The organism is Allobosea sp. CER48 (genome assembly GCF_044752385.1).
Classification (GTDB): Bacteria; Pseudomonadota; Alphaproteobacteria; order Rhizobiales; family Beijerinckiaceae; genus Allobosea.
Map to the genome: position 1 here is coordinate 1 of NZ_JBIWYK010000041.1, position 12,595 is coordinate 12,595.

12 protein-coding genes are annotated in these 12,595 nt (G+C 66.8%); 1 reads left to right on the forward strand and 11 read right to left on the reverse strand.

Features of this window, described 5'->3' with window-relative positions; genetic code table 11:
• Nucleotides 1-9: 9 nt before the first annotated feature.
• The 6 genes from ACIPIA_RS03240 to ACIPIA_RS03265 form a co-directional block, all read right to left on the reverse strand.
• A complete protein-coding gene (locus ACIPIA_RS03240; RefSeq protein ID WP_400506623.1) occupies nt 10-186 on the reverse strand; it encodes a hypothetical protein in 177 nt (58 codons plus the stop codon).
• 116 nt (nt 187-302) lie between these two features.
• Nucleotides 303-1,736: an amidohydrolase family protein gene (locus ACIPIA_RS03245; RefSeq protein ID WP_400506625.1), complete on the reverse strand. Its 1,434-nt coding sequence runs from the start codon at nt 1,734-1,736 to the stop codon at nt 303-305.
• 72 nt (nt 1,737-1,808) lie between these two features.
• Nucleotides 1,809-3,395, reverse strand: a complete 1,587-nt coding sequence (locus ACIPIA_RS03250; RefSeq protein WP_400506627.1) for an ABC transporter substrate-binding protein — start codon at nt 3,393-3,395, stop codon at nt 1,809-1,811.
• A gap of 46 nt (nt 3,396-3,441) precedes the next feature.
• On the reverse strand, nt 3,442-4,353 hold the full coding sequence (locus ACIPIA_RS03255) for an ABC transporter permease (RefSeq protein ID WP_400506629.1): 912 nt from the start codon (nt 4,351-4,353) through the stop codon (nt 3,442-3,444).
• Nucleotides 4,353-5,294, reverse strand: a complete 942-nt coding sequence (locus tag ACIPIA_RS03260) for an ABC transporter permease (RefSeq protein ID WP_400506631.1) — start codon at nt 5,292-5,294, stop codon at nt 4,353-4,355. Before ACIPIA_RS03260 ends, ACIPIA_RS03255 begins: the two co-directional genes overlap by 1 nt.
• A 15-nt stretch (nt 5,295-5,309) precedes the next feature.
• Nucleotides 5,310-6,932 carry an amidohydrolase gene (locus ACIPIA_RS03265; RefSeq protein WP_400506633.1) on the reverse strand — a complete coding sequence of 541 codons (1,623 nt, stop codon included), beginning with the start codon at nt 6,930-6,932 and terminating at the stop codon, nt 5,310-5,312.
• 348 nt (nt 6,933-7,280) lie between these two features.
• Between ACIPIA_RS03265 and ACIPIA_RS03270 the strand changes: the two genes are divergently transcribed.
• Nucleotides 7,281-7,859, forward strand: coding sequence for a cupin domain-containing protein (locus ACIPIA_RS03270; RefSeq protein WP_400506634.1), 579 nt, complete (start codon nt 7,281-7,283; stop codon nt 7,857-7,859).
• A gap of 24 nt (nt 7,860-7,883) precedes the next feature.
• On the opposite strand, the gene tam is transcribed toward ACIPIA_RS03270, so the two are convergent.
• The 5 genes from tam to ACIPIA_RS03295 form a co-directional block, all read right to left on the reverse strand.
• Nucleotides 7,884-8,669: a trans-aconitate 2-methyltransferase gene (gene tam / locus ACIPIA_RS03275; RefSeq protein ID WP_400506636.1), complete on the reverse strand. Its 786-nt coding sequence runs from the start codon at nt 8,667-8,669 to the stop codon at nt 7,884-7,886.
• Nucleotides 8,669-9,445: a class I SAM-dependent methyltransferase gene (locus ACIPIA_RS03280; RefSeq protein ID WP_400506638.1), complete on the reverse strand. Its 777-nt coding sequence runs from the start codon at nt 9,443-9,445 to the stop codon at nt 8,669-8,671. The genes tam and ACIPIA_RS03280 overlap by 1 nt, the downstream gene beginning before the upstream one ends.
• Nucleotides 9,446-9,448: 3 nt before the next feature.
• A complete protein-coding gene (locus ACIPIA_RS03285) occupies nt 9,449-10,234 on the reverse strand; it encodes an ABC transporter ATP-binding protein (protein ID WP_400506640.1) in 786 nt (261 codons plus the stop codon).
• Between the two features lie 2 nt (nt 10,235-10,236).
• Entirely contained in the window at nt 10,237-11,298 is a 1,062-nt protein-coding gene (locus ACIPIA_RS03290) for a FecCD family ABC transporter permease (protein WP_400506642.1), read from the reverse strand.
• Nucleotides 11,299-11,477: 179 nt separating this feature from the next.
• Nucleotides 11,478-12,595, reverse strand: a 1,118-nt coding sequence (locus ACIPIA_RS03295) for an ABC transporter substrate-binding protein (RefSeq protein WP_400506643.1), incomplete at its 5' end; no start/stop codon positions are given.

A 12,595-nucleotide genomic window follows, 5' to 3' on the forward strand; every position in this document is an offset into this window, starting at 1 on the left:
GGCAAGCCGCTAGAAACACGCGACGATGGCGGCGATGAGCCCGTCGGTGAAGAGCCGGTCTCCCTCGCGCCACCACAGCAGCAGGCCGGCCAGCAGCAGCCCGAAGAAGCCGCCGCCGAGCAACAGAAGTCCGTTGCGGCTCGAAGAGCCCGCCCCGGCCTGTGCTGTCGGATCCGCCTGCACCATGCCTCCACCCTAGCGCCAGCGGGCGCCGCCCGGAAGCGGGCGGCGTGACGCAGGGGCTCACAATGCGGCGATGCGTTTTCGCGCGGGCATCGCCGATGTGGACGGCCGTTTCCGACCTACTTCACCGGGAAGGTCAGCGGCGAATAGTCCGTCACCGGCCGCTTGACCCAGTCATTGCCCGGCGCCGCGGCCTCCGTGCGCTTCTGGCCCTCGTGAAGGCGCAGGGCGGCAGCCGGGTAGTCCATGGTCAGGACGGTGCCGTCGCGCACGACGAGCTTGCCGTCGACATAGACGCGGTCGACGGCGCGCTCCGCGGCGGCGTAGACCATGCTGCGCACGGGGTCGCGGCGAGGCTGCATCATCGGGTGCTTGAGATCGACCATGACGAGGTCGGCCTTGCAGCCGGCTTCGAGCCGCCCGATGTCGTCGCGGCCGAGCGCGGCGGCACCTGCCGTGGTGGCGGCCTCGAAGATGTCGGTGGTGGTGAGCGTGCGCGGATTTTCCGCCATCAGCCGGGCGACATAGCCGACATGGCGCATCTCCTCGAGCATGTTGTGCGGATAGGTGTCGGTGCCCAGGCCGATCCGGACGCCGGCGCGGCGATAGCGGCCGAAATCGTCGAGCGCGATGCCGCGGCGCATGAACACTGTCGGGCAATGGGCGACCATCGTGTCGGTCTCGGCCAGCAGCGCAAGGTCGCGACGGCTGTGCCAGCCGAGCCGCGGATAGTCGTCGAGGAAGATGCCGTGGCCGACGATGCTGGTGTCGCCGAGCACGCCGAGCTTCTCCAGCCACTGGATCGGCGTCACGCCGTGGCGGCGGGTGATCTCGTGGAACTCGACCGTCGACTGGGCCGCGTGGATCTGCCAGGGCAGGCCGCGGCGCCTGGCTTCGGCGTAGCTGTCCTTGATCAGGCCTTCGCTGCAGGTGTCGATCTGCGCCGGGCAGACCATGCCGAAGAGCCGGCCGGACGGATGCTTCCGGGCCTGCTCGATGACGTCGAAGGCGGTTTCCATCGCCGCGGCACCGGCCTTCTCGTCCCATTCATATTCGACGACATGGCCATTCTTCGTGTACCAGCGGGCCGAGCGGAACATCGGCGAGACGCAGACGCGCAGGCCGCTATTGGCCGCGAGGTCAAGCCAGCCGGGATGGGCAACCGAGAGATCGGCGAGCGTGGTGACGCCCGAGAGCAGCAGCTCGGAATAAGCGACCTGCACGCAGTCCGGCACCGTCTCGGCATCGGGCCGCAGGATCGGCATGAATTCGTAGAGCGAGGAATTGTAGAGCGCCGGCGAGCCGAGCTCGTCGAGGAAGCCCTTGTTCAGCGCCTCGCTCGAGGGATGCGAATGGATGTTGACGAGGCCCGGCATGACCATCCGGCCGCTGCCGTCGACGGTCTCGTCGGCCTGCCCCTCGTACCGAGGCCCGATATAGCGCAGCGTGCCGTCCTCGAAGGCGACATCGGCGCCGTGCAGATAGACGTGCCGGGAGGCTTCCGCATCCCAGGCGACAACGACTTCGGCGTTCTTGATGACCGTGATCGTCATGGCGTTTCCTCCCTGGCAGCCAGACATGGAAAAAGCGCCGCGTGGCTTGAGGCCACGCGGCGCTGAAGAAGCCTAGCGCTTCAGCTTGATGTCGAGGCCCTTGTAGAGGCCCGCGCCGTAGATGCCGTGGGCGCGCGCGCCCTCGACTCGGTCTCCCGCCACGACCCAGAGTGGCTGCGAGGCCAGCGGAACCCAGACATTCGCCTCGGTGAGCTGGTTCTGGACCGCGCCGATCGCCTGCTTGCGCTTGTCGGCGTCGACAGCGGTCGCAGCAGCCTTGAGCAGCTCGTCGGTCTTCGGGTCCTTCCAGTTCATCCGGTTCGGCGTCGGCACCTGCCGGCTGGCGAAATAGAGGTTCAGCGCCTCGGTGGCCGTCACATAGGGATAGGCCATGTAGAAGGCGTCGAATTCCTGCGTCGCGAGCTTGCCCCAGGCCACGGTCGCGTCCCACAGCTGGATCTTGAGGTCGATGCCGACCTTGCGCAGATCCGCCTGCATCGCCTCGGAGATGCGCGGGTTCACGTCGTTGCGGATGCCATAGACGGTGAAGGTCGCCTTCTGGCCATCCTTCTCGCGGATGCCGTCGGCGCCCGGCTTCCAGCCCGCCGCTTCCAGCACCTTGATAGCGCCGGCCGCGTCATGCTTCGGCATCTTGCCGGCCGAGTCCTTGTCGTAGTCGAGCACCGCCGGGTTCAGCAGCGACGGCAGAGCCGTGCCCTTGCCGAAGAAGATCGCCTTGGCGATCGCCTGCTTGTCGGTCGCCATGTTGACGGCTTCGCGGATCGCGGCGTCCTTCGAGACGGGCTTGTCGACCTTGAAGCCCATGAAGATGTCGTAGATGTAGTTTTCCTGGCGCTGCACCGTCATGCTGGGGATGCGCTGCATCGTGTCGAGCGCGATATAGGGCATGTAGTACGTGACGTCGGCCTGCTTCGCCTGGATCGCGGCCATCAGCGTGTTCGACTCGGGGATGACCTTCCAGACGATCTCGTCGATCTGCGGCTTCGGATCCTTGTAGATCGGCGAACCCCAGTTGTAGTGGGGGTTCTTCTTGAGCACGAGTTCCTGGCGCGGCGTCCACTTGGACCAGCAATAGGGGCCGGTGCCGTTGAAGCCCTGCACGCCGAAATTCTGGCCGAGCTTCTCGACCGTGTTCTTGTCGACGACCGAGGCGAAGGACAGCGCCATCTGGAAGAGCAGGTCGCTATAGGGCTCCTTCAGCTCGTAGATCAGCGTGGAATCGCCCTCGGCGCGGATGTCCTTGACCGGGCCGCCGCGGAAGGAGACCGGCGACTTGTTGGCCGGGTCGGTCCAGCGCTTCAGCGAATAGACGACATCGTCGATCGTCATCGGCCGGCCGTCGCAGAACTTGACGTCGTTGCGCAGCTTGAAGGTGTAGGTCATGCCGTCCGGCGAGACCGTCCAGCTGTTGGCGAGGCCCGGCTTGATCGTCTTCATGTCGAAATCGACGGTCACCAGCGTGTCCGCCAGCATGTAGAGCACCTCGGCGGCCGCGGTCGCGGTGGTGCGGATCGGGTCGTAGTTGTCGGCGTCGATCACGCGCAGGATCGAGAGCGGCGCCTTTTGCTGCGCCACGGCCGGCACGGCGGCGAAGGTCGCGGCGGCGGCGCCGGCCAGAAGCAGGGTAGTCAGTTTCATCATCGAGCAGGGTCCCCTTTTGACGTTTTTGGCTGGTGTGAACGGCTTACTTCCGCAGCTTCGGATCAAGGGCGTCGCGCAGCGCATCGCCGAGCACGTTGAAGGCGAGGACGACGGCGAAGATCACGAGGCTCGGCAGGACCGAGACATGCGGCGCGAAGAACAGGAAGTTGCGCCCGTCGGCAGCCATGGCGCCGAGCTCCGCTGTCGGCGGCTGTGCGCCGAGGCCGAGGAAGGACAGCGCTGCGCCGAGCAGGATGACCTGACCGAAGCGCAGGGTCACGAAGACGAACATCGCCGAGAGGCAGTTCGGCAGGACATAGCGCAGGATGATGCGCAGATCGCGCAGGCCGAGCGAGCGGGCCGCCTCGATATAGCCCTGCTGCAGCACCACCAGCGCCGAGCCGCGCACGACGCGCGCCATCAGCGGCACGGTCGCGATCGAGAGCGCGATGATCACGGCGAGCAGGCCCGGCCCGAAGATCGCGGCAATGGCGAGGCCGAACAGGATGGCCGGGAAGGAGAGCAGCACATCCATGAAGCGCATCAGGATGCCCGAGAGCTTCGGATAGTACGCTGCCGCGAAGCCGATCACGCCGCCGATCACGCAGCCGAAGATCACCGAGGCCGAGCCCATCAGCAACGTCGTCCGCAGGCCGAAGAGCAGGCGTGTGATCATATCGCGGCCCTGGCCGTCCGTGCCCAGCAGCCCCATCTCGCCGGGCGGCTTCAGCGTGTTGGCGAGATCGTTGCCGTAGGGATCGGTCGGGGCGAGCCAGGGCGCGAAGACCGCACCGAAAATCGCCAGCACGACGAGGGCGAGCGCGATGCAGGCGCCGACATCGGAAAGCAGCATCCTGAGCACGGTCTTCCGACGCACCGGCGGCGCGGCGGCGATGCTCACGGCGGCTTCGACCGCCTTGGAGCCGGGCTGGAGGGGGCTGGTAGCGGAACTCATCAGGCGCCCCTCACGCGTGGGTCGAGCACGGCGTAGAGGACGTCCACCGCGAGATTGACGAGAATGAAGCCAAGCGACAGCACGATGATCGTGCCCTGCGCCATCGGCAGGTCGCTGGAGAGGATGGCGCCGACCGCGAGCCGGCCGATACCCGGCCACGAGAACACGGTCTCGGTCACGACCGCGCCGCCGAGCAGGAAGCCGATCTGCAGGCCGATCAACGTGACGACCGGGACCAGCGCATTACGCAGCGTGTGCCGGACCAGCACGACGCGCTCGGCCAGCCCCTTGGCGCGGGCGGTGCGGACATGGTCGGCGCCGAGCTCGTCGAGCACCGAGGTACGGGTCATGCGAGCGACCGGGCCGACGAAGACGCCGCCCAGGGTAAGCGCCGGCAGGATGACGCCCTGCAGACCTTCCCAGGTCCAGAGCGGGCCGACCCGGCCGGTGAAGGGCAGGATCGGATATTTGAACCCGAACAGCCAGATCAGGCCGAGGCCGAGAAAGAAGACCGGGAGCGAGACGCCGGCGACCGAGACCGCCATGATCGCGCGGTCTAGCAGCGAGCCGCGGAAATAGGCGCCCATCGTGCCGAGCAGCATGCCGAGCGGGATCGCCCAGACGAGCGAGGCGAACATCAGCTCCAGCGTCGGGCCGATTGTGTTGCCGAGTTCCTGCACGACCGGGACGTTGTTGATGATCGAGACGCCGAGATCGCCCTGTGCGAGGCGCCCGATATAGATCAGGAACTGCTTCCAGAGCGGCTGATTGAGGCCGAGTTCCTGGCGGATGGCCTCGACGACGTCCTGGGTTGCGGTGGGGCCGGCGCGGACCTGCGCCGGGTCGGTCGGCACGACCTGCATCAGCAGGAAGCCGATCAGCAGCACGCCGAGGAGGACCGGCAGGACCAGCAGCAGCCGTTGCAGCGTATGTCGGAGCATGAAGAGATCCCCGACCTATTGCGCGGCAGCAGCGAGTTGGCCGTGACGGTCGAAGACCACCTCGCCACCGAGCAGGGTCAGGTCGCAGCGCACCTCGTTCTCGACCTTCTCGACCGGGACCGCGAAGATGTCGTGCGAGAGCACCGCGATATCGGCGAGCTGGCCGGGCACGAGCCGGCCGATCTTGTCCTCGGCGAACTGGGTGTAGGCGCCGAGCAGGGTATAGGCGTGGACCGCCTCCTCCATGCTGAGCCTCTCGGCGCCCCCGATCTCGGTGTGGCGTTTGGTCTGGCGGGTGACCATCGTGAACAGGTTCTTGAACGGATCCGTGGCGCAGACCGGCGCATCCGAGCTCGCGGCGGCATGCAGACCGGCATCGAGCCATTTGCGCATGGGATAGGAGGCGCCGGCGCGCTCTTCGCCCAGATTGATCACGTAGAGATCGCCGAACTCGTAGATGAAGGCCGGCTGCGGCACCGGGTCGATGCCGGCTGCCGCCATGCGGGCGAGCTGGCCGTCGGTGAGGAAGCCGCAATGCTCGATGCGGTGGCGACGCCCCTTGATCGGGTGCTCGGCGCTGTCCGCCTTCTCGATGCCGGAGAGCACCTGCTCGATCGCGGCGTCGCCGATCGCATGGATCGCGAGCTGGTAGCCCAGTTCGTGGTAGTGCCGGAGATAGCGATGCATGTCGGCGTCGGAATAGATGAAGATGCCGCGATTGTCGGGGTCGCCGACCAGGTAGGGCTCGCTCATCGCGGCGGTCAGACCGCCGGCACTACCATCGCCGAAGACCTTCATCGCGCCGTAGCGCAGGAGCCCCGTCTCGCGGCCAAAGCGGTAGCCCGCCGCATGAGCCGCGTCGCCGATGCCGTCGGCATTGCCGTAGATGCAGACCCAGGTGCGGACGGGCAGCATGCCGGCCCGAGCGACCTCCTCATAGGCCTCGATTTCGGCCATTCCGGCGCCCATGCCGACGCCGGCATCCATCACGCTGGTGAAGCCCTGCGACAGCATGTAGTGCCCGGCCTTCTCGATCGCGGCCTTCAGCTCGGCCATGCTCGGCTGCGGCATGGCCTCGACGATCAACCGCATGGCGCTTTCCGCCAGCAGTCCGGTGAGCTTGTTGTCGCGGCGCTCGATCAGGCCGCCGGCCGGGCTCGGGGTGTTGTGGCCGATGCCCGCGGCAGCCATGGCACGGCTGTTGACGACGCCGACATGGCCGCAGGTGCGCTTGATGTAGACCGGATTGTCCGGCGCGACGCGGTCCAGCTCCTCGGCGGTGGGATGGCGCGCCTCTGCGAGTTCGTTGTGGTCATAGCCGCGGCCCGTGACCCATTCGCCGGGCTTCCTGCCCTTGACCGCCACCGCGATGCGGCGGAGCACCTCGTCGATGCTGCTGACACCCTCCTCCGGGCGCAGATTGACCTCGCTCATGGCGAGACCGAGCGGGAGCAGGTGCATATGCGCGTCGTTGAGACCGGGAATGGCGACGCGACCGGCGAGATCGACGACCTTCGTGCCGGCTCCCTCGAGCGCCGCGACCTCCGCGGCCGATCCCGCTGCGAGCACCTTGCCGCCAGCGATCGCCAGGGCTTCGACGAAGCCTTCCGCCAAGCCGCAGAAGATACGGCCATTCAACAAAACGGTCTCGGCTTGCGTCATTGACCCTGCTTACCCTGTTTTCCCTGTTGAATTCTCGCCACAGGTCTTGGCATGCGACTAGTATTCGGCAAGCAGCTACCGTCACATGGGAACGAAACATCGCTTCCATGCGGCCCTATCGGTCAGGATCAGGATTTTAGTCTGTACGGTCTGCTCTGAACGCGAAAACTAATCCACTCCGCCGGTTCCCCATGACACTAATTTCTTATTGGCTTTCCGTCAGCATTGCTCAGAATATTGAACATGGCAAGGGCCGTCGAGCAGGCGCGCCTTGCAAAACGCGCAGGAAAGACAAGGCGCGCGGAAACGGGAGACAGGGTCAAAATGAGCTTTGATGTCGGCGGAAGGCTGAAGGAAATCAGGGTCGCGGCAGGGCTTTCACAGCGAGAGCTCGCCGCGCGTTCGGGGGTTACGCACAGCCTGATCTCGCTGATCGAGCAGAATCGGAACAGCCCGTCGGTGGCGTCGCTGCGCAAGATCCTCGACGGCATCCCGATGACGATGGTCAATTTTTTTGACGAGGCCAAGGCACCGAAGGACAAGGTCTTCTTCGAGGCCAGGGACCTTCTCGACCTCACCTCGCGCCTGCATCAGGTCAATGGCGGAGAGAGCCGGGGGCAGATGTCGTTCCGCCAGGTGGGGGACGCGCAGGCCCACAACCTGCAGATCCTGCACGAATCCTACGAGCCCGGGGCCGACACCGGCGTCGCGATGCTCAAGCACGATTCCCATGAGGGCGGCGTCGTGCTCTCGGGCGAGCTCGAGATCACCGTCGGCGACCAGGTCAAGGTGCTGAAGCCGGGAGATGCCTATCTCTTCGACAGCCGCATCCCGCACCGTTACCGCAATATCGGGACGGAGCGCTGCATCGTGGTCAGCGCCTGCACCCCGCCCTATCTCTAGGCCGCGGCTCCGGCGTCCACGGCATTAGCCTTCGCGAACGGCGACGATGAACAGGCGCGGGAAGCGCAGCAGGACCTTTCCGTCCTGCTCGACCGGATAAGCCGGAGCGATGCGCTCGCGATAGCGCGCGAGGAAGGCCTGCTGCTCTTCGGCCGTCAGCCGGTCGAGATAAGGCTTGAGGCCCGTGCTCTTGAACCATTCGGCGATGGCGGCAACGCCGTCGAGTGCATGGACATAGGTCGTCTGCCAGATATCGACCCGGCAACCGGCTTCCATCAGCCAGCGGCGATAGTCGCCGAAGGAGCCGATCGCCGAGCGTTCCGCCTTGGCATCGGTGATCCTCTCCGCCCACTGCCCCTCGGCAGCGATCTCGCGCATTGCGACATGCGAGGGCTCGGCGAGATTGTTCGGCATCTGCACCGCGAGGCAGCCGCCCGGTCTGAGCGAACGCGCCAGCCGGGGAAACAGGCCTTCATGATCGGGAAGCCATTGCAGCACGGCATTGGCGAAGATCAGGTCGTAGCCTTCGGCGTCGGACCAGCTCGCGACATCGCCCAGCACGAAGGACCGGTTCGGCAGGCGCTTGCGCGCCTTCTCCAGCATGTCTGGAGAGGAATCGAGACCTTCGGTGACCGCGCCCGGAAAGCGCTGCGCGACCAGCTCGGTGCTGTTTCCCGGGCCGCAGCCGAGATCGATGCAGCGCTTCGGCCCGGCCAGGGGCACGCGGGCGAGAAGATCGGCCGGCGGGCGCGTCCGCTCGTCCTCGAAACGCAGATACTGCGCGGCGTCCCAGTCAGGCCTTGCGGTCATCACGCGGGCTTTCGGGCGAGCAGGGCGAAGCGGGTCGAGGATGCCAGCCTGATCGCATCATGCAGAGGTGCGGCGCGCTGCTGCTCGCGCACGACCTGGATGTAGTCGGCCGGAACGATGTCGACGAAGCCGGCGGCCTCCAGCATTGCCTCGAGGCGCTGCCGGCTCAAGCCGTCCTTGAAGTAGAAGCGGCTGGTGATCGAGGCGTGGGTGTCGGCGTCGATCTGGTGGACGGGCGCGCCCCGCCTGTCGCGCAGCCAGTTGCCGAAGCGGTTGACCAGAGCCTGCCAGCGGCTGCGGTTGACCCAGTCGCCATCGATGACCAGCAGGCGGCCGCCGGGGCGCAGGACGCGGAACCATTCGCCGAGCGCGGCCTCCGGGTCGGTCAGGGTCCAGACGAGATGGCGGGTGATCGCCGCATCGTAGCTGGCATCGTCGTCGAGCAGGCGCTCGGCATCGCCGAGCCTGAAGCGCGCCGCCTTGCCGTGCTTGGCGCGGGCGCGTTCCAGCATGGCCTCGGAAAAGTCGAGCGCCGTCACGCGGTGGTTCAGCGAGAGCAGCGCACGGGTGATCTCGCCGGTGCCGCAGGCGAGATCCAGCACATCGAGCGGCGCCGGCCCGAAGGAATCGCGGATCAGCCGCTGGAAGGCCTGCATCTCCCGGTCGGACTTGATCGCGTGGCCGAAGGAGAGATCGAAGCTCTCCGCCCGCGCCGACCAATAGGCGCGGATCTCTTCCTTGAGGGTGAAATTGTCGTGCGACGCGGGAGCGGACATGGCTCACTGACCGTGGATATAGGGCTCGACCAAAAGCGTGCCCCGGGCCGAGCGCTCCAGATGCACGCCGACCGCATATGTCTCGGCCACGGCCGGGTGCGCAAGCACCTTTTCGGGCACGCCGGCCTGGGCGATGCGCCCGCTGTTCATCACCAGCACGCGATCGGCGAAGCGGGCCGCGAGCGACAGGTCGTGGATCGCCACGACGGTGACGATGCCGCGCCTGCGCGTGGCGTCGCGGATCGTCGCCATGACGTCGAGCTGGCGGCGGACGTCCAGCGCGCTCGTCGGCTCGTCGAGCAGCAGCACGTCGGGCTCGCGCACCAGCGCCTGGCCGATCGCCGCGAGCTGGCGCTGGCCGCCAGAAAGCGTCGCAATGTCCCGCGAGGCGAAGGGTCCGAGACCAAGCTCCGCGATCACCGCCTCAACGGCCCGGGTGTCCTCGGAGGAGGCGGCCAGCGCGAAACCGCGATGCAGGCTCTTGCGGGCGAGCAGGATGACGTCGAAGACCGAAAGCGCCACGCGCGCCTCGGTGTCCTGCGAGAGGTAGAAGACCCTGCGCGCGCGCTCGCGCTGCGAGAGCCCGGAAAGCCCCTTGCCGTCGAGGCTGACATGGCCTGCCTCAGGACGCAGCAGCCCGGCGGCGCAGCGGAACAGGGTCGACTTGCCGGCACCGTTGGGGCCGACCAGCGCGGCAAGTTCGCCGCGCGGCAGCTCGCCCGTGTCGAGCCCGCGCAGGATCGGCGTCGAGCCATAGCGGAAATCGAGGTCGCGGATCGCCAGTGCCATGCTCAGCCTGCCTTGTTGCGGATCGACATGACCAGGCTGAAGAAGAAGGGCACGCCGATCAGCGCCGTGATGATGCCGATCGGGTAGATCACGCCCGGCGTGATCGCCTTCGAGACGCTGGAGGCCAGCGACAGCAGGACCGCGCTCGCGATCGTCGCGACCGGCAGGAAGAAGCGCTGGTCCTCGCCGACCAGAAGCCGGGCGATATGTGGCCCGACCAGCCCGATGAAGCCGATGCCGCCGACGAAGGAGACCGAGACGGCGGCGAGCAACGAAGTCGCGATCAGGATCTCCAGCCGCAGGCGGTCGACGCGGATGCCGAGGCTCTCGGCCCGCTCGTCACCGAGGCGCAGCGCGGTCAGCGCCCAGCCGCGCATCAGGAAGAAGGGCAGGGCCAGCGCGATCAGCACGGCGGCGACGCCGACCTTCTCCCAGCTCGCGCGGGCGAGACTGCCCAGCGTCCAGAACACGATCTGGGTGAGCTGCACCTCGTTCGAGCGGTACTGGAGCAGCGCCGTGACGGCGTTGCAGGTGAACAGCAGCGCGATGCCGACCAGGATCATCGTCTCGGCGCTGACACCGCGCAGCTTGGTCATGAAGAACAGCACGAGCGAGGCGGCGAGCGCGAAGACGAAGGCGTTCGCGGTGACGATGAAGGGGCCGGCGCCCGGCACGACGCTCCAGCCGAAGACGATCGCGACGGAGGCGCCTACGGTCGCAGCGGCGGAGACGCCGAGCGTGAACGGGTCGGCCAGCGGATTGGCGAGGATGGTCTGCATGCCCGCGCCGCTGAGGCCGAGCATGGCGCCGACGGCGAGCGCCATGAGCGCGATCGGCAGGCGCAGATCCCAGACGATGACGGAAAGCCGCGGCGAGGCAGACTGCGGATCGGCAAGCGTACGCAGCACGTCGCCAAGCGGCAGATTGCCCGGGCCGATCGAAACGTCGAGCGCCACCGCAGCGAGCAGCGCCAGCACGCCGAGGACGACGAGCTTGAGGCGCTTCGCATTGCGCTTGCGGTAGTCCGCGGTTGCGTGCGCGGTCACGGGCAGGGTTGCGGTCATCGTCGCTCAGGCCGCGTTCGGCGATTGCCTGAAACCCCGCTCAGCCCTCATCCCGAGGAGCCACTCCCTGGGGGATGGCGTCTCGAAGGGTGCTTCAGGAGGATTCTGCATCTGGAACATCCTTCGAGGCGGCCCTGCGGGCCTCCTCAGGATGAGGACTGGTGCTTCCGAACGGATTGTCACTGGAGCTTGGCCCAGAAGACGCCGGAATAGGAGATCGGCAGGAACTTCTCGTGGAATTCCTTGAAGACCGCCTCCGGATCGACGTCCTTGAACCGGTCCGGATAGAACTCCTTCGCCATGGCAAGCTCGGCGATGAAGTAATAGGGCATGTCGTAGAACTGATGGTAGAAGGCCACCACCTTCTTGCCTTGAACCGCCTTGAGCTGCTGGAAGCCGGGCCGGCTCATCAGCGCCGCCATCTCCTTCTGCACCTTCTCGGGCGTCGCATCATAGCCGAGGCTGACGGCGTTGCTGCCGGGGTTGCTGCCGTACCAGTTGGCACCGGTGAGGAAATAGACGTCCGGATTGTCGGAGAGCACCTTCTCCTGCGCGGCCTGCGCCTGGAACGCGGAGAAGAACTGGCTGCCCCAGTTGCGCCCGCCAGCCTCCTCGATATAGCGCCCGAAATTGAAGGGGCCGAAGGTGGCGCAGCAGGGCAGGAGCCCGGCGGCGCGCTCGACGAAGACCATCGGCTTCTGCTTGTCGGGGATCGCGCCGACGCGGGCGTAGATGCTGCGGGTCTGGCGCAGATAGTAGTCCGCGAAGGCGCTCGCCTCCTTCTCGCGGCCGAGGATGCGGCCGAGGAGCTGTACGCTCGGCAGCGCGTTCTGGGTCGGGTCCTGCCGGAAATCGACGAAGATCGTGGCGATGCCGGCCTTCTCGAGCTTGCCGAGCAGGCCGGTCTCCTGCGCCTTGAAGTAATTGGACAGGTCGAGGATGTAGACCTCGGTGCCCAGCGAGGCGATCTTCTCCATGCTGACGTCCGCGGCATAGGGATTGCCCATGTTCGCGACGTCCTTCGCTTTCGGGAACTTGGCGAGATATTTCTGCCAGGCACCCGGATCATTCTCGATCAGGTCGCTGCCCCAGCCGACGACGCGCTTGAACGGATCGTCGCGATCCAGCATCGCCAGCGTGTAGAGCTGACGGCCCTCGCTCAGGACGATCTTCGCGGGGTCGCGCGTGACGTTGACGACGCGGCCGGCGAGATCGGTGACCTCGATCGTCTCGGCGCGGGCAGCCCCGGCCAGCATGACCGCCGCCCCGAGTGCGATGGCGGACGAGAAACGGACGA

Bases quoted from the DNA above. Each gene is read 5' to 3' on its own strand.
- ACIPIA_RS03290 (WP_400506642.1), bottom strand. From the start codon at position 11,298: ATGACCGCAACCCTGCCCGTGACCGCGCACGCAACCGCGGACTACCGC.
- ACIPIA_RS03280 (WP_400506638.1), bottom strand. From the start codon at position 9,445: ATGTCCGCTCCCGCGTCGCACGACAATTTCACCCTCAAGGAAGAGATC.
- ACIPIA_RS03250 (WP_400506627.1), bottom strand. From the start codon at position 3,395: ATGAAACTGACTACCCTGCTTCTGGCCGGCGCCGCCGCCGCGACCTTC.
- ACIPIA_RS03255 (WP_400506629.1), bottom strand. From the start codon at position 4,353: ATGAGTTCCGCTACCAGCCCCCTCCAGCCCGGCTCCAAGGCGGTCGAA.
- ACIPIA_RS03270 (WP_400506634.1), top strand. From the start codon at position 7,281: ATGAGCTTTGATGTCGGCGGAAGGCTGAAGGAAATCAGGGTCGCGGCA.
- tam (WP_400506636.1), bottom strand. From the start codon at position 8,669: ATGACCGCAAGGCCTGACTGGGACGCCGCGCAGTATCTGCGTTTCGAG.
- ACIPIA_RS03245 (WP_400506625.1), bottom strand. From the start codon at position 1,736: ATGACGATCACGGTCATCAAGAACGCCGAAGTCGTTGTCGCCTGGGAT.
- ACIPIA_RS03285 (WP_400506640.1), bottom strand. From the start codon at position 10,234: ATGGCACTGGCGATCCGCGACCTCGATTTCCGCTATGGCTCGACGCCG.
- ACIPIA_RS03240 (WP_400506623.1), bottom strand. From the start codon at position 186: ATGGTGCAGGCGGATCCGACAGCACAGGCCGGGGCGGGCTCTTCGAGC.
- ACIPIA_RS03260 (WP_400506631.1), bottom strand. From the start codon at position 5,294: ATGCTCCGACATACGCTGCAACGGCTGCTGCTGGTCCTGCCGGTCCTC.